This is a genomic window from Flavobacterium sp. FlaQc-49, from assembly GCF_044005985.1.
Lineage (GTDB): Bacteria > Bacteroidota > Bacteroidia > Flavobacteriales > Flavobacteriaceae > Flavobacterium > Flavobacterium cupriresistens.
Map to the genome: position 1 here is coordinate 111,383 of NZ_JBIPCS010000003.1, position 24,589 is coordinate 135,971.

The 24,589-nt window shown below is 37.0% G+C and carries 17 protein-coding genes; 4 read left to right on the top strand and 13 right to left on the bottom strand.

Annotated features, from left to right (window positions below):
- Positions 1 to 169: 169 nt before the first annotated feature.
- Together ACHRV3_RS06870 and ACHRV3_RS06875 are read right to left on the bottom strand one after the other, a co-directional pair.
- A complete protein-coding gene (locus ACHRV3_RS06870; protein ID WP_395433759.1) occupies positions 170 to 2,218 on the bottom strand; it encodes an insulinase family protein in 2,049 nt (682 codons plus the stop codon).
- Between the two features lie 10 nt (positions 2,219 to 2,228).
- Positions 2,229 to 3,551: a M16 family metallopeptidase gene (locus ACHRV3_RS06875; protein WP_395433761.1), complete on the bottom strand. Its 1,323-nt coding sequence runs from the start codon at positions 3,549 to 3,551 to the stop codon at positions 2,229 to 2,231.
- 254 nt (positions 3,552 to 3,805) lie between these two features.
- Here ACHRV3_RS06875 and rplU point away from each other — a divergent pair, with 254 nt between their 5' ends.
- Both rplU and rpmA read left to right on the top strand, forming a co-directional pair.
- Positions 3,806 to 4,243 (top strand): 50S ribosomal protein L21, encoded by a 438-nt coding sequence (gene rplU / locus ACHRV3_RS06880; protein ID WP_047772939.1) that lies wholly within the window; start codon positions 3,806 to 3,808, stop codon positions 4,241 to 4,243.
- A gap of 24 nt (positions 4,244 to 4,267) precedes the next feature.
- Positions 4,268 to 4,528, top strand: a complete 261-nt coding sequence (gene rpmA, locus ACHRV3_RS06885; RefSeq protein ID WP_035685981.1) for a 50S ribosomal protein L27 — start codon at positions 4,268 to 4,270, stop codon at positions 4,526 to 4,528.
- An 827-nt stretch (positions 4,529 to 5,355) separates the two neighbouring features.
- Here the strand turns inward: rpmA and ACHRV3_RS06890 are convergent.
- Positions 5,356 to 8,112, bottom strand: a complete 2,757-nt coding sequence (locus tag ACHRV3_RS06890) for an AsmA-like C-terminal region-containing protein (RefSeq protein WP_395433762.1) — start codon at positions 8,110 to 8,112, stop codon at positions 5,356 to 5,358.
- 64 nt (positions 8,113 to 8,176) lie between these two features.
- Positions 8,177 to 8,758: a tRNA-(ms[2]io[6]A)-hydroxylase gene (locus ACHRV3_RS06895; protein WP_047772945.1), complete on the bottom strand. Its 582-nt coding sequence runs from the start codon at positions 8,756 to 8,758 to the stop codon at positions 8,177 to 8,179.
- Between the two features lie 112 nt (positions 8,759 to 8,870).
- Here ACHRV3_RS06895 and ACHRV3_RS06900 point away from each other — a divergent pair, with 112 nt between their 5' ends.
- A complete protein-coding gene (locus tag ACHRV3_RS06900) occupies positions 8,871 to 10,115 on the top strand; it encodes a glycosyltransferase family 4 protein (RefSeq protein WP_395433764.1) in 1,245 nt (414 codons plus the stop codon).
- On the opposite strand, the gene ACHRV3_RS06905 is transcribed toward ACHRV3_RS06900, so the two are convergent.
- The 9 genes from ACHRV3_RS06905 to porU all read right to left on the bottom strand — a co-directional run bounded on the left by ACHRV3_RS06905 (position 10,112) and on the right by porU (position 22,625).
- Positions 10,112 to 10,987, bottom strand: a complete 876-nt coding sequence (locus tag ACHRV3_RS06905; RefSeq protein WP_395433766.1) for a helix-turn-helix domain-containing protein — start codon at positions 10,985 to 10,987, stop codon at positions 10,112 to 10,114. The genes ACHRV3_RS06900 and ACHRV3_RS06905 overlap by 4 nt on opposite strands.
- 12 nt (positions 10,988 to 10,999) lie before the next feature.
- On the bottom strand, positions 11,000 to 11,413 hold the full coding sequence (locus tag ACHRV3_RS06910; protein WP_395433767.1) for a DUF1348 family protein: 414 nt from the start codon (positions 11,411 to 11,413) through the stop codon (positions 11,000 to 11,002).
- A 71-nt stretch (positions 11,414 to 11,484) separates the two neighbouring features.
- Positions 11,485 to 12,036, bottom strand: a complete 552-nt coding sequence (locus ACHRV3_RS06915; RefSeq protein ID WP_047772953.1) for a carboxymuconolactone decarboxylase family protein — start codon at positions 12,034 to 12,036, stop codon at positions 11,485 to 11,487.
- Positions 12,037 to 12,227: 191 nt separating this feature from the next.
- Positions 12,228 to 14,087 carry a leukotriene A4 hydrolase C-terminal domain-containing protein gene (locus tag ACHRV3_RS06920; RefSeq protein ID WP_395433768.1) on the bottom strand — a complete coding sequence of 620 codons (1,860 nt, stop codon included), beginning with the start codon at positions 14,085 to 14,087 and terminating at the stop codon, positions 12,228 to 12,230.
- A gap of 108 nt (positions 14,088 to 14,195) precedes the next feature.
- Positions 14,196 to 15,824 (bottom strand): 2-oxo acid dehydrogenase subunit E2, encoded by a 1,629-nt coding sequence (locus ACHRV3_RS06925; RefSeq protein WP_395433769.1) that lies wholly within the window; start codon positions 15,822 to 15,824, stop codon positions 14,196 to 14,198.
- Between the two features lie 6 nt (positions 15,825 to 15,830).
- Positions 15,831 to 16,829 (bottom strand): pyruvate dehydrogenase (acetyl-transferring) E1 component subunit alpha, encoded by a 999-nt coding sequence (gene pdhA, locus ACHRV3_RS06930; protein ID WP_047773266.1) that lies wholly within the window; start codon positions 16,827 to 16,829, stop codon positions 15,831 to 15,833.
- A gap of 157 nt (positions 16,830 to 16,986) precedes the next feature.
- Complete coding sequence (cdd, locus tag ACHRV3_RS06935) at positions 16,987 to 17,469, bottom strand: cytidine deaminase (protein ID WP_395433770.1); 483 nt, start codon at positions 17,467 to 17,469, stop codon at positions 16,987 to 16,989.
- A 77-nt stretch (positions 17,470 to 17,546) separates the two neighbouring features.
- A complete protein-coding gene (porV, locus tag ACHRV3_RS06940) occupies positions 17,547 to 18,746 on the bottom strand; it encodes a type IX secretion system outer membrane channel protein PorV (protein ID WP_047772965.1) in 1,200 nt (399 codons plus the stop codon).
- Positions 18,747 to 18,788: 42 nt separating this feature from the next.
- On the bottom strand, positions 18,789 to 22,625 hold the full coding sequence (gene porU, locus ACHRV3_RS06945) for a type IX secretion system sortase PorU (protein ID WP_395433771.1): 3,837 nt from the start codon (positions 22,623 to 22,625) through the stop codon (positions 18,789 to 18,791).
- A gap of 213 nt (positions 22,626 to 22,838) precedes the next feature.
- Here porU and gldJ point away from each other — a divergent pair, with 213 nt between their 5' ends.
- Positions 22,839 to 24,524, top strand: coding sequence for a gliding motility lipoprotein GldJ (gene gldJ, locus ACHRV3_RS06950; protein WP_230005143.1), 1,686 nt, complete (start codon positions 22,839 to 22,841; stop codon positions 24,522 to 24,524).
- Positions 24,525 to 24,589 lie beyond the last annotated feature (65 nt).

Below are 24,589 nucleotides of genomic sequence, written 5' to 3' on the forward strand. Positions count from 1 at the left end.
TGCAGAATAAGGAATGTAAGATGTGAAACGTAGAGCAATAAAAATCGAAGATTTCAATTGCTAAAAAAATCTCAGAATCTCAGAATCTCAGAACCTCAGAACCTCAGAACCTTTGAAACTAAAAAAAGAAAGACTATCAATATTGACAGTCTTTCTTTTTTTTTGAGAGTTATTTGAAATCCGCTTCAGAAACGCCTTCATTGATTTTAATATCAGACATTTTAATATCCAGTTCAAAACCTGCATTTTGAATGATATTGAAAGGAACTTTTATACCCTTTACTTCTTTATAGTCATTAAAGTAAGTGGTTTGTGTGGTCGATTGGCCACTTTGTTCTTTTACTTTAAGTTTAGCTACTTTTAAACCCGATTTTACATCATAGTAGTAAACAGTTTTGCCGTCTTTTATAGCGTAAGACTCCTGTCCGTTTATAGATTCAATTCCATCCACTTTTAGATCGGTTCTTTTGCTTAGGCGTAATTCTTCAAATGGAGTAGCGCTTGCTTTCATTTCGGCTAAATCATGGCCTTCTAAGTTTTTGCGTTGCCCTTGTTGTTCTACGTAAGCGCCATTTGCATTTACAACTTGTTTCATTAAAGGCATGCTACCAAGGTTTAGCGAAACCATCATTTTGCCTTGTGAATCTAATTTCGAAGTAAAACTCAAAGGAGATGGGGCTTGTGGAATTGTAGTAGTCCCGGTCATGAAAAGTGTTTTAGCTGTAGAAACCGCTTTTTCGCCACCAATTGCTTTAATGTAATTTTGAAAAACCGTTTGTGCAGTAACTCCGGCTGGAGCTTCTTTTTTAGAAACAGGTTTGTCAATTGGATTTCCGTACTTGTCAAAATAGTAAATAGGGATCTGAAGTTTTTCAAGACCAGCAAGCACTTCAGAGCCTTTTCCGGCAATTACAATACGCATATGATCCAGTAAGAAATATTTGTTGGCTACACGATAAATATCATCAGGAGTAACATTGTTAATCGTTTGAATGTATTTTTCGTAGAAATCTGCAGGAAGTTTTTCTGTTTCAATGTTTAGGGCATAACGTGCGACTGTTTGTGGTTTTTCAACCTGCATTACAAATCTTCCGATATAACCCGCTTTTACATTTTTTAAAACATCATCAGCCACTTTTTCAGTTCGGATTCTTTTTATTTCTTTTACAAATTCAACAACTGCACTATCGGTAACGGCATTTCGTACAGCAGATGAAGCTCTGAATTTGGTAATGTATTTTCCGCTTCCAATGTTTGAGCTTGCTCCATAGGTCCAGGCGTGTTGCTCGCGTAAGTTCATGTTCAGGTAACTGTTGAAATCGCCGCCCAGAATCTGATTTGCTATTACAGCAGAGAAGAAATCAGGGTCGCTCATTTTTAAATTCAGCGTATTAACTAATGAAATTTCAGATTGAACCGCATTTGGCACATCTACAAAATCAATTTGGAGTTTAGAAACATTTTCCGGATCCGGATACGTGTTTTTTGGAGCAGTTTGCTTTTTCCATCCACCAAAAAGTTTTTCAACTGCCGCTTTTGTTTCTTTGAATTTTACATCGCCAATTATAATTAAATAGGCATTTTCGGGAACAAAATAGGTAGCGTAGTTTGCCTGCACATCAGGAAGAGTTACGTTTTTTAAGGTTTCTTCAGAAATGTACTCTCCCGCAGGGTGGTTTTTTCCAAAAGCCAAAACATCAACAACACGATTTGCAATTGCGGGAACGCTTTTTTCGTCGGCTTTAAGTCCTTCAGATAATTTTGCTTTTTCCTTGTCGAATTCGGTTTGTGTGAAATTGGGTTGTAACGCACCTTCAGCTAAAAGCTCTAAAATACGTCCGGAATATTTTGAAAGTGAACTGGCATAGGCTCCTTGTGAGTTGAAATTGATCTGTGCTCCGTAAAAGTCGATCTCTTCATTAAAAGCTTCTTTAGCTGTTTTTTTAGTTCCGTTTCCAATCAGGCTGCTGGTAAGTTCATCTACGCCTTTTTTGTTTCCTTCAATGAAAGGAGCGTTGTCCAGGCTTAGGTTGAAGCTTACTCGGGGTAGCTTATGGTTTTCAACTACCAAAACTTTCATTCCGTTTGCCAAAACAAAGGTTTGTGGTTTTTTGATATTGACGACAGGAGAGTTTCCTGGTTTCGGTTGTGGACGATCTTGTGCTTGCATAATTCCGGTGAGGAATAAAAGGATTAAAACGGTATGTATTTTTTTCATGATTCGATTCTTAGTTTTGAACTTTTGTTGAAGGAACATAATCTAAAATTAAACGCTGGTTAGGGTTTAAATACTTTTTAGCAACCTCTCTGATTTCTTCTCTGGTGATAGAGTGATAGAGGTCGATTTCGGTATTGATCAGATTGACATCTCCATAAAGTAAATAGTAAGAAGCCAAATTTTCTGCAATTCCTTCAACGCTTGCATTTGCGTTGACAAAATTGTTATCGAATTTGTTTTGTAATTTTTCATAATCTTTTTCAGAGATCAAATCGGTTTGGATTTTTACGATTTCTTCATCGATTTCTTTTAAAAGATCTGTCGTTTTGTAGATTCCCATTGGTAAGCCGTACAAAATATAGGTTCCGTAATCTTCCTGGCTGAATCCTACAGCGCCAATTTGAAGCGCCATTTTTTTATCGTCAACAATTTTTTTATACAATTTGGAACTTTTTCCGTCGCTCAGATAAGAAGAGATTAGATCCAGAACTCTGGCATCTCTTGTTTTCATTGAAGGGGTTCTGTAAGCTGCCACCACCATCGGAATCTGAATGTTGGGATCTTCGTAAGTGGCTTTTATAGTCTCAGTAATAGGAGCCTCGGTAAAAGTTTGTTTTTTTACGTCTTCTCCTTTTGGAATTGGTCCAAAATATTTCTGAATCCACTCTTTGGTTTTTGCTTTGTCGAAATCTCCGGCAACAACCAGAACAGCATTGTTTGGGGTGTAGAATTTTTTATTGAAAGCTTGAAATTCTTCTAAAGTAGCAGCATCAAGATCTTTCATAGAACCAATAGTAGTCCAGCGATACGGGTGGTTTTTGAATATGTTTTTCTTTACCTCAGGAAGGATATTTCCGTAAGGCTGATTGTCGTAACGCGTTCTTTTTTCCTCTTTGACTACCTCGTTTTGCGTGTCAACTCCTATTTTATTAATAATAGGATGCATTAATCGCTCCGATTCCAGCCATAAACCAAGTTCTAAGTTGTTTGATGGGAAAACCTCGTAGTAATACGTTCGGTCATCAGAAGTGTTGGCGTTGTTTACACCGCCATTGGCCGTGACGATTTTCATCCATTCACCACGTTTTATATTTTGAGTTCCTTCAAATAATAAATGTTCAAAGAAATGGGCAAAACCCGTTCGATCCGGACGCTCGTCCTTAGAGCCGACATGGTACATTACAGAAGTAATGACAACAGGAGCCGAAGGATCGTTATGCAGAATGACATGCATGCCGTTGTCTAAGTTGTATTCTTCAAAAGCTACTTTTTGAGCATGAGCTACTCCGCCAAGCATTAGTGCCGCGCTTAACATCATTATTGCATTTTTCATAAAGATTAATAATTTTATATACCTAATAGTGTAGGCAGCTAAGATTTAGTTACATCAAAAATAACTTTTTTTTAATTACCAGATTGCAATAATTATGATTTTAGTAATAATTAACTTATAAAATGATATTTATTAGAATAAAAACCCCTGAAAGACAGCTCTTCTATCATTGAAAATATTTTTGAAATAAGGGATTGCATACTAAATTATTAATTGTATATTTGCAACCTTAAAAATCAATAAATCAATTTGGTATGTATGCAATCGTAGAGATAGCAGGGCAACAATTCAAAGTAAGCAAAGACTTAAAGGTTTATGTTCACCGTTTGACTAATGAAGAAGGTTCAAAAGTTTCTTTTGACAAAGTTCTTTTATTAGACGATAATGGAAACGTAACTTTAGGCGCCCCAGCTATAGAAGGTGCTTCAGTAGAAGCTAAAGTGTTACAACACTTAAAAGGAGACAAAGTTATCGTTTTCAAAAAGAAAAGAAGAAAAGGATACAAAAAGAGAAATGGTCACAGACAATATCTTACTCAAATTGTAATTGAAGGTATTACTGCAGCTGGAGGAACTAAAAAAGCAGCAGCTAAAAAAGCGGTTGTAGCAGAAGATGCAGCTACTGAAGAAGTAGAAGCTCCAAAAGCGAAAAAAGCAGCTCCAAAAGCAAAAAAAGAAGCTACTAAAGAATAATAACAATATTTAAACTCATACGTCATGGCTCACAAGAAAGGTGTCGGTAGTTCGAAGAATGGTAGAGAATCAGAATCAAAACGTCTAGGCGTTAAGATTTTTGGTGGACAAGCTGCTATTGCTGGGAACATCATCGTTAGACAAAGAGGTTCAAAACATAATCCAGGTGAAAACGTTTACATCAGTAAAGATCACACCCTACACGCAAGAGTAGCTGGAGTTGTAAAGTTCCAAAAGAAAAGAGATAACAAATCTTATGTATCTATCCTTCCATTCGAAGCATAATTCATTAGACTACTTATTACAAAACCCGTTCTGAAAAGAGCGGGTTTTTTGTTTTTGGGAGGGTTTCGAGTTTCAAGTTTCAGGTTTCAGGTTTCAGGTTTTGATGCGAATTTGTGTCATTTCGAGGAACGAGAAATCACACACGCTGAGTACACACTGTATGGAATATTGGGTGCGATTTCTCGTGCCTCGAAATGACACAAATGGCGTGAAAAGGAAAATAAAAGTCGACAAGAAACTTCCGTAGAGACGCACAGCAGTGCGTCTCCTTCCATATTACAAAACCCGTTCTGAAAAGAGCGAAGTTGTCATTTATAGGTACGAGAATTATACAAGTTAAGGACGCGCTGTTGTCGAATATTGGGTGCGATTTCTCGTTCCTCGAAATGACACAAATGGCGTGAAAAGGAAAATAAAAGTGAACAAGAATCTTCCGTAGAGACGCACAGCAGTGCGTCTCCTTCCATATTACAAAACCCGTTCTGAAAAGAGCGAAGTTGTCATTTATAGGTACGAGAATTATACAAGTTAAGGACCGCGCTGTTGTCGAATATTGGGTGCGATTTCTCGTGCCTCGAAATGACACAAATGGCGTGAAAAGGAAAATAAAAGTCAACAAGAAACTTCCGTAGAGACGCACTGCTGTGCGTCTCCTTCCATATTAGTTACAAATGCATGATAATAAAAAGTCTCCGTATAATTTGTTATTCGAAATTTATACATCACAATTTAAACAAAAAAACCTGCTCATTTAAGAACAGGTTTTCAAATACTTTCATTCCAGTATTGGAATTTGGAATTTCAAAAATTTGGAATTTTACTTCATGTTATTCAGAATCTTTAGTTTCTTCCAGATCGTCAGATTTTCTTCCCAGTTTTATTTTTGGATTATCCTGAGTTCCGGTTACGGTCAGTGGAATTCCGAAGATGCCTAGCGGAGGAAGGCCTAAACGCATTTTTAAGTTTAGTTTTCCGTCCAAGCTTGTTGTTCCTTCAATTCGGGGTCTGAAGCCTGCAAATTTAAATTTAAAACGTTCCACCGTCATAATATTATTCTTGATGGTGGTTTTAATGTCAACTTTGGAAACATCGGGATTTTTGATAGCTTCAGAACTTGTTTCTTTACTTACGGCAGTAAACATTTTTAAGCCTCTTATTTTTACATCTTTTACAGAAAGTGTTCCGCCACCAACAAGAGAAGGGTAGACAGGGCTCATGCTGCTGTTTAATCTTCCTTTTAATTGATAGTCTAAAGAAACAATTCCTTGCGCTTTCTCTGCCGCACTGGCCATTTTTCTGAAAACATCAATTTCGTTATAAGCTCTTTTAATATCAAAATCAGTTGCTTTGATAGCGTAATCAAAATTTGCTTTTTTCGGTGTAATCGCCTGATAATTTGCATTCATGGTAACATTACAGCCGATTAAGTTGAAACCGGTGTTTTGCATGCTCAGTTTGCCCTTGTTCATTTTTAGATTACCTGTTGCATTCAGCAGATTTAATTTGTCAAAATATACTTTTTGTGCATTTGCCAGTAATTGCAGATTCAAATTAGTAGGTATAATAATTACTCCTGTTTGTGCAGCTTGTGTTTGAGGTGCTTTATTTGGGTCTTCCGTTGGTGTTGCTGTTGAATTTGCAGCCGTACTCGACATGAATTCATCCACATTAATGTATCGGGAAGTAACTTTAAACGATCCTTTTAAAATTCCTGTAGTGGTCGTTGCGTAGTTAAAAACGTTTTGTAAATACCCATTCATCCTAAAATCAGATTGGCCGTATGCAGCCAGAAAGTTATTAAAGGACATTTTATCCTGATTGATTTTAAAAATACCTTCTTTAATAATGAAGCGCTGCGGAAGATACTCAGACGTAATCGCAATATTTCTAAGTTCAAGAGTTCCTTTGTTGTGCAGTCTGCTGTAATTTCCTTTTTCGGCATCGCTTTGTTTTCCTTTTAGGGCTAAATCTGCTTTTACAGAACCGTCTAAATCAAGTCCTTTCTGAGAAAAAACATTGTATATTTTGCTGATATCAAGTTCTCCTTTCGCTTTGATGTCATATGTTAAATCATCAAAATTACTTAGTTCGGCCTCGACAAAAACAGGTTTTCCTTCAAAGGTAAACTGCGTTGGTTTTAGGCTTACTTTTAAGTCATCAAAGGTTCCTTTGTTGTTTTCTATTTTCGATTTGACAATAATATTAGTGATCGGATTGGGGTAATATTTGGTTTTCAAATACCCGTTATCCAGATTGATAAAACCACTAGTTACAGGGAAAATTCTGTTTTTCTGATCAAATTTACCGTTTGCTTTCACGTCACCTGCTAAAGTTCCTTTTAGTGTTAAATCAGGTATTCCGAGCGCTTTAGTTAGTTTTTCAAGGTCGATTTTGGCTTTAAAGTCACCTTTTATATCCGGCGTATTGATGCCTTTTATATAAAATTTTGACTTCAGATAATCCTGATTGATGTTTAAAGATAAATTTTGCGCATCAACAATCAGAAGATCCGGATTTAAAGAAGGAACGGTTGTTTTTAATTGCAAGTTTAAGTTGGAAACCGGGAAAGCACTTTTGTTATAATTCACCAAACCGCTGTCTATTTTTAAATCTAAATTTAAATCAGGAGCGACGTGTTGTGAGGCAATATAATCTCCTTTTAGCGTTAAAAGTAAATTGGTGTTTCCTTTTATGTCTGTTTTAGAAAGCCAGGTAATGTATTTTGGAGGGAAGGCAGTAAATACATCGTGCAGATCGCTATTGTTTGATTTAATAACGAAATCCATGTTGTAACCGTCTTTCAGGAAATCAAATTTCCCTTTAAAATCAACCAAAAGATCATTGATTTTTAAATCATTTTGTTGGAAATAGAAAGACAAAGAGTTCACATTTACCTTGGTAATCAGATCAGCATTTATCTTTTTATTCATTAAATACGGTTCATTTTCATAAACAATATTCAGCTTTTCAATTTTTGCTTTAGAATACAAATCAAATACCGCTTTATTCAAATCTCCTTTTCCAAGATAATCAAAGCCCAGAGCGTCAAAATGAATTTTAGTGGATTTATCATCATAAACAATCTTACTGTTTTGAATTTCAATATGTTCTAATTTTAAGGCTGTTTCAGAACTGTCCTTTGGGTTTGAGGCCTTCGGTGACGATTTGTAGATGTTGTAGTTGGCTTCCCCTTTCTCATTTACTTTCACGTTAATAAAAGAGTCGGACAAATAGATCTGGTCAATTTTTACCGATTTGCTAAAAATCAAACTTGCGACATTGATTCCAAAAGAAACCTCTTTTGCCGTGATGAATTTTTCGTTTTTGTAAGGTGCCGAACCGTTAAGCTTTAAATCATTTAAAGTTAAGGTTAACGATGGAAAATGATGAAAAAACGAAATCGAAACATCCGAATAATTAAGCTCTGCACTTAATTTTTCATTAGCGGTTTTCTTGATTTGATCTTTAATCTGATCTGCAAAAACAATAGGAGTTAAAAATAACAACCCTAAAATAACTACAAAAGTTATTCCGGTGTATTTTGCGATTTTTAGTAAGACGGATTTTAATTTGCTTTTTGACATAACAAAAGAGTTAGACGGTGTGGTATTATAAATGGCGACTATTTAAAGAAAAAGAAACTGTAGACTATCCGTGTACAGTTTCTTTTTTTCCATAATTTGTAATGATAGAACCTTCGAATTCAATCCATTCTTTCCAGCGTTTATCGATATCTATATTATCAGTATATTTTCTGGCAAAACCTAAAAAAGTAGTATAATGTCCGGCTTCAGAAATCATCAGATCGCGATAGAATTTGGCTAATTCCGGATCTTGAATATTTTCTGATAAAACTTTAAATCGTTCACAGCTTCTGGCCTCAATCATGGCAGAAAACAGCAGGCGGTCACAAAGTGCGTCTTTTCGGCTTCCGTCTTTCTTCATAAATTTAAAAAGTTCATTCACATAATGATCTTTTCTTTCGCGTCCCAAAGTCAAACCTCTTTTTTTGATTAAGTCATGAACCATTTGCAAATGCTCCAGCTCTTCTCTGGCAATCACCAGCATTTCGGTTACTAATTCCTCTAATTCAGAGTTATAAGTAACTAAGCTAATGGCATTTGAAGCCGCTTTCTGCTCGCACCAGGCATGATCCGTCAGAATTTCTTCGATATTTGATTCGACTATATTTACCCAGCGAGGGTCCGTGGCTAATTTTAATCCCAACATAATTTACAAGAGAATTGTTTCCTGCAAAATTAGTCTTTTTATAACCGAAAATGAGTAATTATTGCGTAATTACGCTCAAAAAAGCATTATTTTGTAGCTTCAAAGAACTAAAATGAATAAAATAAAAAAACTTTTAATTATTGGTTTCGTATGGCCCGAACCAAATTCCTCAGCAGCAGGTGGCAGAATGATGCAATTGATTTCTATTTTTAAAGAAAATGGATTTGAAATTACCTTTGCAAGCCCTGCTTTAGACAGTGATTTCATGGTCGATCTGACCGCTTTTGGAGTTGAGAAAAAAGCCATTGAATTGAATAATCCGAGTTTTGATGTTTTTATAAAGGAATTAAATCCTGATGTCGTTTTGTTTGATCGTTTTATGATCGAAGAGCAGTTTGGATGGCGCGTTTCTGAAAATTGCCCCAAAGCGATTCGAATATTAGATACCGAAGATTTACATAGTTTGAGAACGGCCAGGCAAAAAGCCTTTAGAGAAAACAGAACTTTCGGACCGTTTGATTTGTTTTCTGAGGAAGTGGCAAAGCGCGAAATCGCCAGTATTTTGAGATGTGATTTGTCATTCATTATTTCACAATTTGAAATGAAGATCCTCAATGATATCTTTAAAATTGACTCGAGACTCTTGTTTTACTTGCCTTTTTTGGTTGATGAAATGAAAGAAGAGGACCTTTTGGAGCTGCCTTTATTTGAAGACCGTGAAAATTTTGTTTTTATTGGAAATTTTCTTCATGAGCCCAATTGGAATACTGTTCAATATTTAAAGGAAGCCATCTGGCCTTTAATCAGAAAACAATTTCCTGAAGCAATTTTGAAGGTTTACGGTGCTTATCCGTCACAGAAAGCATTGCAATTACATCAGTCAAGAGATGGTTTTCTTATTATGGGAAGAGCTGCCGATGCAACTGAAATTGTCAAAAAAGCCAAAGTAGTTTTGGCTCCAATTCGTTTTGGAGCAGGTTTAAAAGGAAAGTTGTTGGAAGCCATGCAATGCGGAACACCGAGTGTAACATCAGAAATCGGGGCAGAGGCCATGCATGCTGATTTACCTTGGAACGGATCTATTACAAATGATATGGAAATTTTTGCAAAACAAGCCATTGCCTTATATCAGGATGAAAATTTGTGGAAGCAATCTCAAAAAAACGGAGTTACAATTATAAACCACTGTTACCAAAAAAGGGCCTTTTCTTCGGCATTAGTGGACATAATTAGCGCCTTACTGGTGGATTCAGAAAACCATCGTCTGCATAATTTTATGGGAAGTCTGTTGCAACATCATACCTTAAAAAGCACCAAATACATGTCAAAGTGGATTGAGGCTAAGAATAAAAATTAAACCATCCTTCCAAATCCTATCGTTTCGCGATACAGTTGGGGTGAGACATCCGCATTGGTTTTGAAAAAGCGACTGAAATAATGTTCGTCATCATAACCCAATTCGTAGGCAATTTCTTTTACCGTTTTGTTGGTCATATACAATTCTCTTTTTGCTTCAATGATTATTCTTTCGGCAATGAGGTCTGTAAGTGTTTTGTTGAAATAGTTTTTGGATAATTTAGCCAAAGCCTTAGGGGAAATATTCAGTAACTCGGCATAATGTCCGGCGGAATGTTTGGTTTTGAAATTATCTTCGATTGCGTCTTTAAGATTTTGAAGTATAAAAGGTTCTTTAGAATCGGGTAGTGGCTTTGGTTCTTCTGATTGATCTGTTTTTAATCGGGTAGCAGTAATCAGGAAAATTTTCAAATAAGAAATAAGCAATTCGTATTGTGCGATTGCGGTATTTTGAAGCTCTGTTTTTATTTGGTCAATGACCATTTGAAAAGTGGCTTTTGCCTGATCGGTAACGGCAGTAAAAGGAGGTTGATATACATTATTGAACAAAACGCCATTGCACGAAACTTCTTTCTGATGTTTAAGTATACAGTAAAAGTCCGGATGAAAATGAATCGCAATTCCTTGAATGTCGTCTTTTGTGCCAATCATGAAAGGTTGATAGGGTGAAAAAGCGAGCAGCGAATCCGCGTTGAAATGATGTTCTGCAAAATCAGCCTTTATGGTGCCTTTTCCTTTTGTAATCCAAATTAAAGAAAAATAATTATTGCGTTGAATGTGGTCAAAATGGCTGTTGTCTTCAAACGAAAGTAGTTTGAAGGCCAGATTGCCATTTTGTGGATTTATTAAGGTAGAAACACTTTGGTTGGACATTATTTGGAAGCGTTAAAGTTTGCGATCAGCTTCATCAATAGCCAAATCATTGATACTGGCGAATCGTTTTTGCATATAGCCATTTTCATCAAATTCCCAAAGTTCATTTCCGTAGCTGCGAAACCATTGTCCGGCATGATCGTGCCATTCGTATTCAAATCTTACGGCCATTCTGTTGTCTTTAAATCCCCACAATTCTTTTTTGAGTTTGTAGTTTAATTCCTTTTGCCATTTTTTGGTTAAAAATTCTTTTGCTTCCTCACGACCGTTGATAAAATCAGTTCGATTTCTCCATTCGGTATCAATAGTATACGCCAGAGAAACTTTTTCAGGATCTTTTGTGTTCCAGGCATCTTCTGCTATTTGCACTTTTTGCAAGGCGGTTTCCATTGTGAATGGGGGTAAAGAATGTCTTTGTGGTTCCATAATGATTTTTTTTATACTAAGATAGTCATGAAAGCCATCATGACTATCGTTAGAGATTCTTTTTTTAGCAATTAGTTTTGCAGTTCTAAAGGTTGTACTGCAGGGAAGTCAATTTCTGTGTTGACAGCATTGTTGAAATAGTTGGTTAAGATATTTAAGGCTACATGTCCTATAATTTCAGCTAATTCTGCTTCAGAAACACCTGCGTTTTTTGCCAGATTTACATCTTCATCATTTATTGAGCCTCTTTTGTTCGTTAAAGTAGTGGCAAATTGCAAAATAGCAGCCGTTTTGGGATCAGCTGAATTTCCTGATCTGGCAGCATGTAAAAGTTCCGGATCTGTTTTTGCCAGGTTTTCTCCAATAAAAGTATGAGCGGCTAAACAATAATTACAAGCGTTCTTTTCAGAAACAGCCATAGCGATAAGTCCGCCGGTTTTTGAACTCAATTTCCCTTGACCCAAAGCACCACTGAAGTTTAAGTAACCTTCTAATAGGGCGGGAGAATTTCCCATTGTTCGCATCATATTAGGAATGACCCCTAATTTAGCTTGTACAGCATTGAATAAATCTTTTGTTTTTCCTGTTGCTTCTTCCGGGTTTAATGCAGTTAATCGTGCCATTTTAATTTGTTTTATGAGTTGTTGTCTTTTGACATTACAAAGATGCGTTGGCGGCAGATTTTAGAACATGGAGAATTTACGCTATGTGATGGACAATTTTTCTTTTGGTGTTTTTGAATAAAAAAATCCCCGAATTACAAGAAGTAATCGGGGATTTGTAAGATGTAAACTGTATACTGTTACTGTAAACTTTATTTCAGTAAGTCTTCAACACTTTGAATAGTCGTGGCGTGATAACCGGATTTTGCTTTATCGAAAATCTGTTGTGCCCATTTTTTTCCTTCCGGAGTTTTTGCCATTTCTTTGTAAAGCATCATTACAGATCCTGTTCTGCTGCTTGTTAGTAAAAATTGCTCAATTGCAGGATAAGCTGCAGTGTATTTATAGCGAATAGAAGGAACGAACCATTGACGCTTGATGATGAAATTACCTCCTTTTGTGAAGTTAAATTCAGTGTCAAGCTCCTGCATTTCTTTTGGAGTGATATCAGTTGGAAGGTTGTCTATAAAATGTTGTTTTTCTGGCGTACTTGTGATTTTTTGACTTAATCCTTTTACTCCTGTTTGTCTCCAGGTTTTTTGGATTTGATCAATTGCATCAAATTCAGGAGAGCTTACCGGTGTAATATTAGCAGGGATTCCAGGCTTATAAATCCAGTCTTCCAGTTGTATTTTATCGGCCAAAGCTTTATCGCCTTTGATTAAATTTTCATTTAAATATTTTACAAAATCTTCTGTTGTAATGGATTTAAAAGCGTGTGCGTCGAAATAATTTTTAATAAAGACATCGAATTTTTCGCGTCCAACCGCATTTTCGATTACTCTTAAAAAAGCATATCCTTTTACATATGGAATTTGGTTAATTCCATCATCAGGATTTCTTCCCGTTAAACTAACTTTAAGTCTGGTGTCCGGATTTGTATCGCCATATTCTGCTACGTTATCTGTTAATTCTTTACGAGTGATAACATTTTGCATCTCGAATTCTTTTTTACCAAAAATGGCTTCGCCAATGCGGTGCTCTACATAGGTGGTGAAACCTTCGTTCAACCAAATATCATCCCAGGTAGCATTGGTTACTAAGTTTCCGCTCCAGCTGTGTCCTAGTTCATGTGCTAATAAGCTTGTTAGGGAACGATCTCCTGCGATAACACCCGGAGTTAAGAAAGTCAGGTTTGGATTTTCCATTCCCCCGTAAGGAAAGCTTGGTGGTAAAACCAATACGTCATAACGTCCCCAACGATATGGGCCGTATAATTTTTCGGCGGCAACAACCATTTTTCCTAGTTCGGCAAATTCCCAAGCTGCTTTTTTAAGAACAGAAGGTTCTGCATAAACACCGGTTCTGTTGTCTATAGACTGAAATTGAAGATCTCCAACGGCAATTGCCATTAAATAAGACGGTATTGCCTTGTCTTGTTTAAAAGTATAAACTCCGGTGTCATTTTTTTGCTGTGGATTTACAGCACTCATTACCGCTAATAAATCTTTAGGAACAGTAACTTTTGCGTTGTAAGTAAAACGAACGCCCGGAGAATCCTGACAGGGAATCCAAGTACGCGACCAGATGCTTTCTCCCTGAGAAAAAAGGAATGGTTTCTTTTTATCCGCTGTTTGTTGCGGGGTTAGCCACTGTAATGCAATAGCTTCCTTACTTGTGGTATAGTAAATCGTAACTTTGGTAGTGTTAGGTTCAATAGTAACATGAAGTGGTTTTCCGTGAAATTCTACTTCTTTCCCAAGTTCGAATTTGGTTTCTTTTTCGTCATCACCTAAAGTTACTTTGGTAATGTCTAATGTGTTTTCGTCGAAAATAATTTCGGTTCCTTTGCTGATATTGGCAATTTGCCAAGAGGCTTTTCCTGAAATGGTCTGTGTGTCAAAGTCAACTTTAATATCAAGATCTAAATGTTTTACAACTGCCAGATCCGGTTTGGAAAAAGTATGTTCGTCTTTTATGGTGGTGGATTCTTTATCCGTTTCTTTGGTGGTTTCTTTTTTTTGACACGCAATAGCAGTCAAAAATAAAGTGAGGAGGAGTATTTTTTTCATAGTTTGATGATTAAATTAGGAAACTAAATTAAATAAAAAATCCCGTTTTGAAAGTTCAAAACGGGATTTTAATATAAATAACCTTAGACTCGGTTCAGGCTGACAAAATTAGGCCAACATAGTTACCGGACTTTCGATGTATTGTTTTAATGTTTGTAAAAATTGAGCTCCGGTAGCACCGTCAATTGTTCTATGGTCACAAGCCAATGATAACATCATGGTGTTTCCTACTACAATCTGACCGTTTTTAACAACCGGTTTTTCTACAATTGCACCTACTGAAAGGATCGCAGAGTTAGGTTGGTTGATAATTGAATTGAATTCAGTAATACCAAACATTCCAAGGTTAGAAACTGTAAAAGTGCTTCCTTCCATTTCTTGTGGTCCAAGCTTTTTGTTTTTAGCTCTTCCGGCAAGATCTCTTACGCTACCTCCGATTTGAGATAAACTCATAGCATCTGTAAATTTCAATACAGGAACTACCAATCCGTCTTCAACCGCAACAGCAACTCCAATATTTACGTGGTGGTTGATGATAATGGCATCTTCTTTCCACTGAGAGTTGATTTTTGGGTGTTTTTTCAAGGCTAAAGCACAAGCTTTAATTACCATATCGTTGAAAGATACTTTTGTATCCGGTACCGAATTGATTGTTGCTCTTGCTTGCATAGCGTCGTCCATGCTTACTTCGATCACTAAGTTGTAGTGAGGTGCTGTAAATAAAGATTCTGCCAAACGTTTTGCGATAATTTTACGCATCTGAGAGTTTTTGATCTCTTCTGTGAAAACTTCTCCGGCAGGAACAAATACTTTCGGTGCAGCTGGTGCAGCAGTTTCCTGTGCTTTAGCGGCTGGTGCTGAAGTAGTAGCTTGTTGAGCAGCTGGAGTAAAGTTTTCGATATCGCTTTTTACGATACGTCCGTTTTCTCCTGAACCTTTAACCTGGTTTAATTGAATTCCTTTGTCAGAAGCAATTTTCTTTGCTAATGGTGAAGCTAAGATTCTTCCGTTTGAAGTTTCAACAACTGCTTCCGGTGCTTTTTCAGCAGCAGGAGCTGTTTTTGTTTCTTCAGTTGCTGGAGCACTTGCAGTACCTCCGGCAGTATAATTTTCAGAAATTCCTGAAATATCAGTTCCCGCAGGCCCGATAATCGCTAGTAAGCTGTCAACAGGAGCTGTGTTTCCTTCTTGAATTCCGATGTATAATAATGTTCCGGCATTGAAAGACTCAAACTCCATAGTAGCTTTGTCTGTTTCAATTTCTGCCAAAATATCTCCTTCAGCAACCGCATCACCTACTTTTTTCAACCAGGTAGCTACAGTTCCTTCTGTCATAGTATCACTCAAACGAGGCATAGTTACAACGATAACGCCTTTTGGTAATTCAGTTGCAGCTTTTGCTGGAGCAGCTTCTGTTTTTGTTTCAGTAGCAGCTTCCGCTTTTGGAGCTTCAGCAGCAGGGGCGTCACCACCGGCTAAAAGAACAGAAATATCTTCTCCTTCATTTCCAATGATCGCTAATAAAGAGTCTACTGGAGCAGTTTCTCCGGCAGGGATTCCAATATGTAAAAGAGTTCCTTCGTTAAAAGATTCGAACTCCATTGTTGCTTTGTCTGTTTCAATTTCAGCTAAGATGTCTCCTTCGCTAATTTTGTCACCTACTTTTTTTAGCCAAGTTGCTACCGTTCCTTCCGTCATAGTATCGCTCAAACGAGGCATTGTTACTTTTATCGCCATAATATTTTATAGTTTATGAGGTGTAAATGGATAGTCTTCTTGTGCGTAAACTACATCGTACAATTGTTGTAATTCAGGATATGGAGACTCTTCAGCGAATTTCACACACTCTTCAACCAAATCTTTAACTCTTTGGTCAATTGTTTCAATTTCTTCTTCTGTAGCATATTTTTGATCCATAATTACATCTAAAACTTGTGTAATAGGGTCAATTTTTTTGTACTCTTCAACTTCTTCTTTTGAACGGTACAATTGTGCATCAGACATTGAGTGTCCTCTGTAACGGTACGTTTTCATTTCAAGGAAAGTTGGTCCGTCACCACGACGAGCTCTGTCAATAGCTTCTGTCATTGCTTCAGCCACTTTTACCGGGTTCATTCCGTCAACTGGTCCGCAAGGCATTTCGTACCCTAAACCAAGTTTCCAGATATCCGTATGGTTGGCAGTTCTTTCTACAGAAGTTCCCATTGCATAACCGTTGTTTTCAACGATAAATACAACCGGTAGTTTCCATAACATAGCCATATTGAATGCTTCGTGTAAAGAACCTTGTCTTGCAGCTCCGTCACCAAAGTAAGTCATAGTTACTCCTCCGGTTTCAAAATATTTGTCTGCGAAAGCTAAACCTGCTCCAACAGGAATTTGTCCACCAACGATTCCGTGACCTCCGTAAAAACGGTGTTCTTTAGAGAAAATGTGCATAGAACCTCCCATACCTTTAGAAGTTCCTGTTGCTTTTCCTAAAAGTTCAGCCATTACACGTCTTGGATCCACTCCCATACCAATTGGTTGAACGTGGTTTCTGTAAGCCGTGATCATTTTGTCTTTGGTTAGGTCCATAGCGTGTAAAGCACCTGCTAATACAGCTTCCTGACCATTATATAGGTGTAGAAAACCTCTAACTTTTTGTTGAATGTATAATGCTGCAAGTTTGTCCTCAAACTTTCTCCAAAGCAGCATGTCTTCGTACCACTTTAAATATACCTCTTTTGTAACTTCTTTCATTTGAATTCTCTCTTTTGCTAAAGTTGTTTGTGTTATCGATTGTGCCTGTAACGCAAAATAGTTTCCTCCCACAAATTTGCGCCCGAAAAGGTCGGGATGCAAAAATAAGACATTCCGTTTAAGAACTAAAATTTAAAAGGCACTTTTTGGGCTTTTTTTACAAGAACTTTTTATCGAACATAAAAGGGAGTAAGTTTTTTAGGGATGCCGATCTGTAAATCGCTCCAATTTCACCCATGAAATAAATCTCGATTGGAGTGTCTTGTTTGATTTCATATTCGGCAATTGATTGCCTGCAAGACCCACAAGGAGGAATTGGCGCTTTTGTCTGATTCGTATCGGACGCAGCTGAGATTGCTATCTTCAAAATTTTGGCTTCAGGATAAACACTCCCCGCATGAAATATAGCCACACGTTCTGCACATAATCCTGACGGATATGCGGCGTTTTCCTGGTTAGATCCCAGAACTATTTTTCCATTATCCAGTAATAAGGCGGCTCCAACTTTAAATTGAGAGTAAGGGGCATACGCATTTTTGCGAATTTCGACTGCCTGATTCATTAATTCCTGAATGTCTGTTGGAAGTTCTTCAAATGAATCATAAGATAAAAATGAGGAGGTAAAGTTTATTTCTTTCATTCTTTTTATGGGAAAAAAAATCCAAATTCCTAAAAGTAGAAATTTGGATTGTTGTTATTCTTTTAATTTATTTTCGTTTAGTATACTTCGTATTTGTCACCAAAGTTAAAGGTTAAAGAGAAACGAAGTGTATTTTCTAACGGATTTTTAACTTTTGAAGCTGAAAATAAGTAAGAGACGTCAACTTTTACGGCGCTATACTTAAAACCTGCTCCCAAAGAGAAGAACTGACGGCCTCCTTTTTCAGGGCTTTCGTGAAAGTAACCTGTTCGTATGGCGAACGAATCCTGATACAGGTATTCTCCAGCTATACTATAGGTGATTTCTTTTAATTCTTCGCTAAAGCCACCCGGTGCATCTCCAAAAGATTTAAAGATTCCCGAAACCCAACCAATGTCGTTGTAGTTTTTATAGTTTATAGCGTTTGCTTCAGCTTGGTCAATGTCTCCAGGATCGGTAAAGTCTCCGTCACCATTAGCGTCAAATGGAGTTCCGGGTCCCGGAGGAGTTGGAACTAAAAGTTTTGTAAATTCGACACTAACGCCAATTTTATTGTAATCGTCAAGGATAAAATCGAAACCACCACCCAGACGCAGGTTGGCAGGTAAAAAGTTAGAGCTTATGTTGTCATGGTCGTAGCTTATTTTTGGACCTATGTTTTGCATGTTAAAACCACCTCTCCATCTTCCGTTAAAAGTGTTGTAAGCAATTTCCTCTGACTGATAAAATCCGGCAACGTCTACAGCGAATGAACCTGCTGCTGATGCATCGATATTTTCTGAAGCAATTTTTAAGTTAGAGCGTATGTATCTTGCTGCAACCGCCATTGAAAATTCATCGCTTAGTTTTAAGGAATAAGACCCGTCTAAAGCAAATTCATTTGGGGATACAATATTTGGATCATCGTTTGGATTAGCTCTTAGCTCAATATCTCCAAAACCAAAATAACGCAAACTACCGGCAAAAGCACTTCGTTCGTTAATTTTGTTGTAGTACGTTACTTGCCCAAGGGAAATATCGTTGGCTAAATCTGTTAAATAAGGAGTGTAACTGATAGAGAAGCCTTGTTTGTCTTCTGAAAAGGCATACTTGGCAGGATTCCATTGTTGTGAGAAAACATCAGCTGATGTAGCAACACCCTGATCTGCCAGACCGGCTGCTCTGGCATCTGCTGCAACTAATAAAAATGGAACTCCAGTTGTAATTGGAACAATTTCCTGAGCTTTTACCTGTGAAAGAACTAAAAAACAAATTAAGAAGAGCGCTATTTTTTTCATTTATTGAACTAAAATATGATTACGATACAAATATAGAAATTTTTACAAAATGACAAGCTTTTCATATTTTTCTGCCTTTTTATTTGTTAAGGTAGATTTTACGGTCAGTTTGTAAATGTAAACACCTTTTCCGATTTTGTCGCCAAAATCATCTTTTCCGTCCCAGGTTATTTCTCTTGATAAAAATCCTTCAGTGGTGATGATTTGATTTTTTGTCCAAACAACTTTTCCGGTAATAGTCATTACCTGAACCTGAGCTTCTAAAGGCTCGTAAGGTCTGTTGTGTGAAAACCAAAATTGAGTGTAGGTCGAAAATGGATTGGGGTAATTAAGAACGTGTGACAGTGTCAGAGATTCGTCTCCAACTACTATAAATTGTATTTCGCTTGTTATGGGATTGTTGTAAACGTCCCATGCCGTAAAGCTTATAGTGTGCATTCCGGCAGCTAAATTTCGTAAAGGGAAACGCAGGTTTCCATTTGTATAATCGTCTAATTTGGTTTGATAGTAATCATTTAATACGAACGGATTGCTAACATCACCATCTAAAATGGCTATAATGTCATGACCAATTCCGCTCGCGGTATTTATACCATTTTCGTCCTCCAGAAACGCCAATAGAAAAGGAGAACTATTTGTAATTCCACCCGAAACAAATGTTTCATCGTTCATATATAACTTAACTTTTGGACTTATATTGTCCTGTGGTGCATTTTCATTTACACCGCCAATTTTAATGGTATTGTTAAAGCCGGTTTGGTTTTCCGGAAGGCCTTCTTTTTTGGAATAAAAGCTAATTCGGCCATTGTCAACAGGGATTCTGATGTCTCGGGGTACGATAAAGCTAAATTCGAATTGTCCGTTTTTAACAGAGGCATTTCCTCTGAAAATCGTTTCGCCAAGGATTTTAAACGACATGGGAGGGCTGAAGCCATCGTTGTTTAAGGTGGTTGTTGTGATTAGTTTGTCAAAAATAGCGGTAGATAATTCTCCGTTATAATTGCTTAACAGATTGTTGTTTTCATCGGTTATTTCACCCGTAAGTTTGATTTTTGAAAGGGACTTTAAATCAGGAATCGGTTGTGAGATAACAATATCGTTTACTTTTGTTAAATTAATTTTAGGTTTTGGAATAGCTAACATCAAAGCTGGGTCGCCTAAGTACAAAATTACGTTACTGGAGGAACTAGGGGTGTCGTTTTTAGAAATTCGCAGTGTTTCGGCAATGGTTGTATATTGATTGGATCCGTAAGCAAGTAAGTTTCTGCTCAGATTGTCATTGAAGTTTTCAGCATTAAATTGACCAATGGCGCGAATAGTGGTAAGCATCGAAATGGCACCTCCTCTGGGATTCCAGAAAACGTATTCTCCTGCCGTTGGTTTGGTAGGGTCGTCAAATCGGGAGAAGTCACAGGTGATGGTGATAAATAAGGGGTATTTGTATTGATTGTTTAGGTTTTGTCCGTCTGCTTTTTCCCAAATGCGTTCACTTGCCAGACCATCTTCTCCACCATGCCCCAGATAATTAAATACCAAAGCTCCTTTTTCGAAAGCATTAAAAAAATCTGTTCTTGCTTTGGGATATCTCGATCCACCCGAAGAAGCTTCCTGTGTATAGGAGTCAAGGAAGATTTTGTCAATGTTAAAAAATGGTTTTTCAGTTGCAATAACATCTGCTAGACTGTTTTGCCTGGATTGTAAAGAGGCATCTGAACTTTTGTCTGCATCATCGCTGATTAGTACAAAGTTATTTCTCCAGTTTCCAAAAGATTTAATGTTGTGATAGTCGAGAACTTTGTTAACCATTTCCTGCGCCTGACCATTGTCGGAAACCAACATTCGTCCAACGGCTATATCGATCCCTTTAGCAAAAGAAGTCAGGTTTCCTTCGTTGGAATCCATTAGTCCAAAAAAATCATCAGATGCAAAGGAGGCTTCTCCGGTTGTGTTGCTTATTAAAGATTGATATATAGGTACAATATTGTTGTTGTTTCGGGTGCGGTTTTTATAATCAAAAGAAGCGTCTCCAAATAAATTCAGGTATTTTATCTTTTTTTCAGGTGAAGAAGCATTATCGTAAATGTATTTAATGCAGTTTCTGATCGCTGCAATGTCCTGTTTTCCGGAAGAGAATTCCTGATAGATGTTTTCTAATGCGATTACTTTTACACTTAGATTGGAATTGTTGCGGTGAAAGTTGGCCAGATTTTCAGCTTGTGAAAGTAAAAACCTCGGCGTAACGATGACATAATCGATGTCCTGGAAAACATTTTGATTGTTCTTTAAAAGAGTTCCTTTTAAATTTTGATTGCCGATTTTTGATTGGTTTTCTTTTGATGGACTGTAATAATCGGCAGGGACAAGTGTGATGTATTTTCGTATTTCTCCCAGTGAAGCTTTGAAACTAAAATTGGTCAGATTTGGGTTTTCAATTTTCGATACATTATATAGGTCTGTAATATCCCAAATTTGTGCGATTCCTGCGGCATTGCCAATAGTGTAATTTACGATTCCTGCTGTTGAACCGGCTAAGTCATATTGAAATCTAAATTGTTTTCCGGTTCCCAGTAGTTTTCTTTTGGCTACTAAGTTGATGTAATCCAGGTATCCTTTTGATCCGGGCACACCATTATTGATGTACGTTAGTTTTATTTTTACATTTTCACTGCCTAAAAAGGAGCTGTTTTGCGGAAGTTGAGCGCTGAAAAATTTTAAATCAGGATCCGATCCTAAGCTGTTAAAGTTAAGAGTGCCGATGTTTTGTTCATTTGCAGAAATTTTAAATGAAGTGGCTGTATAGGCTGCTGAAGCTGCGTTTAGCTGTATTTTTATAGGAGTTGCCGTTTCAAGATTGGGGAAGTTAAAATTGAATTCCTGCTCGGTGTCGATGTCGAATGCTTCTCCGTACCATTGACGACCGGTGTGGGCAATGTTTATTTTGTCAATTTCATGGTATTGATAGTCGTCATAGGTGCTTAATTCTAAGGTGCTGTTATTTGTTGGTTGATTGGCAGTTGGAATTCGCTTCCCGTCTCCACCGCTGATGGTAATATAATAGTACGATTTTGTGTCAAAGACATTCGAATTTGTTTGGCTTTCCGTGTTCCAGTTGTCTACTCCTTCACCATAAAAAAGAATGTGATCATCATTGTCGAAAGTACCATCATTTTCTCCAATAACCAGAATTGCATTTTCGGTTAAATCATCAGGATAGTAAATGTTGTTGGCAAGAGGAAGCATTCTGCCCCCGTTTCCGTAGATTTTGATTCGCCTCGGGTCGACTTTTCCGGCATCAAAACCTAAGCTTTGTAAAAACGATTTGGATATGCTGTAAATGCCTGATTTTTCGATATAAAAGCGATACCAGTCCCCTGTAGCTAAAACCGAATTTTGTATTCCGCTTGATTTTTGAAAAGAGGAAGGGTTACTATTTCTGGATGTAGTGTTGTTTATTGAATACGAAAAAGAGCGGACACGTTTGAAGCTGTTTCCTTCTTTTATAATTGGATAAAGTGCGATGAAAGCTTGCTTTTTATCACGTGCCGAAGCGATTTCCAGCGTTTCGTTTAGCTTGGCAGGGATGTTTTCGAGTGTTAAATCTCCCAGTTCCGAAATCGAAATTGGTTCGTATACCACATTCGTAACCTGAAGCGAATTGGTGTTTGAGTAGTTGGATTCTCCTAAACTAAGAAGTAATGTTATGTTTTTTTTAGTAGTATCAAACCGGAATGCCGCTCCCGAAAAGAAAGGAATAACAATTTTATTGTCGCCAATGCCCGTCTCTTTTTTGCTTTTCCAATCTAGTGTAAAGCTCCCGTTTGTCTGGGAAAATGAGGCAAATGATAGGAGTAGCAGGTATAGAAATAAGACTTGTTTCATAGACTGAAAAAACGTGATTATTTTTAAAATATTTTAGTAAGTAAAAATATAGTATTTCATGTTATAGTAAATAATAAAAAGTATATTTTTGCGTTCGTAACTATAGGTTATTTTCTGGTAAAAAACAGCTAAATAAAATTATTAGAACAGATGTTGCTAATTAAATGTTAATTATTATATTGCAGCACCTAAATTTATCACCTAAGAATGAGTATGAAAGTAAACAAAATTGTAGCCTTGCAATTAATGATGTCAATGGTATTGATGTTAGGCACGGCTAGTTGTAGCAAAAAATCGAGTTCCAGTCACGCTTCCAGAGCTACTGGTTGGGATGTAGATAGTCAGAATGGAACTGCAGCCAGAAACGCAGGCAAAAAACAACAGGCAGGTCCTGGTTTGGTTTTTGTTGAAGGAGGTACATTTACTATGGGTAAAGTACAGGATGATGTTATGCACGATTGGAATAACACACCAACTCAACAACACGTTCAGTCATTCTATATGGATGAAACAGAAGTTACCAACGGTATGTATTTAGAGTACCTGGAATGGCTTAAGAAAGTTTTCCCACCAACAGAAGAAAATTACAAAAACATTTACGAAGGAGCATCTCCTGATACTTTAGTATGGAGAAATCGTTTAGGATACAACGAAACGATGACGAATAACTATTTAAGACACCCATCTTATGCAAACTACCCAGTAGTTGGTGTGAACTGGATTCAGGCTGTTGAATTTAGTAAATGGAGAACAGACCGTGTAAACGAAGCTGTTTTAGAAAAAGACGGATATCTTAAAAAAGGAGCTAAAACTCAGGATGTAAGTGCTGAGAGTTTGTTTAATACAGAAGCTTACCTTGCATCACCATCTACTACTTACGGTGGTAATGAAGAATTGGTGTTGAAGAAAAATCCAAGCGGTAGAAAATTAAAAGCAGGGAAAGACGGTGTAGTTCCGGATGCTAAAAATGTATACGCACAACGTTCTTCAGGTGTTATTTTACCGGAGTACAGACTTCCTACAGAAGCAGAGTGGGAATACGCTGCTGCAGCTGATGTTGGACAAAGAGAATACAATATATATAAAGGACAAAAGAAATATCCTTGGTCCGGAGATTATACACGTTCTTCTAAACGTAAAAATAAAGGAGATCAATTGGCTAACTTTAAACAAGGAAACGGTGATTACGGTGGAATTGCTGGTTGGTCAGATGATGGTGCAGATATTACAAATTCTGTAAAAAGTTATGCTGCAAATGATTTCGGATTGTACGACATGGCAGGTAACGTTGCAGAATGGGTAGCTGACGTTTACAGACCTATTATTGATAATGAGGCGAATGATTTTAACTACTATAGAGGAAATCAATATGCTAAAAACAAAATTGGTAAAGACGGTAAACTTGAAATTATTACGAAAGAGAATATCAAATACGATACTTTAAGTAATGGTAAAGTTGTAGCAAGAAACCTTCCTGGTGAAATTGCTCAAGTACCAGTTGATGAAAACGAAACGTATTTGAGAACTAATTTCAGTACAAGCGACAATATCAACTACAGAGATGGTGATAAACAATCATCTAAATATTTTGACTTTGGAGATTCTGAATCTGGTGCAAAAGCAGATCAAGCAATGTACAATTCACCAAAACATAATATCACTACTGATAGTTTAGGTAAAATGATTAGAAAATATGACAACACCAGTAAACGTACTACTTTAATCGATGATAAAGTGAGAGTTTACAAAGGTGGTTCTTGGAGAGATAGAGCGTATTGGTTAGATCCTGCTCAAAGAAGATATTTCCCTCAGGATATGGCAACTGATTACATCGGATTTAGATGTGCAATGTCTAGAGTAGGTTCAAAAGCCGAAAAAAGAAAATCGCCTAGAAACTAAGTTTTAGAAATTTCAATATAAAAAGTTCCAAATTCCAAATGCTGAATATTTCAGTATGGAATTTG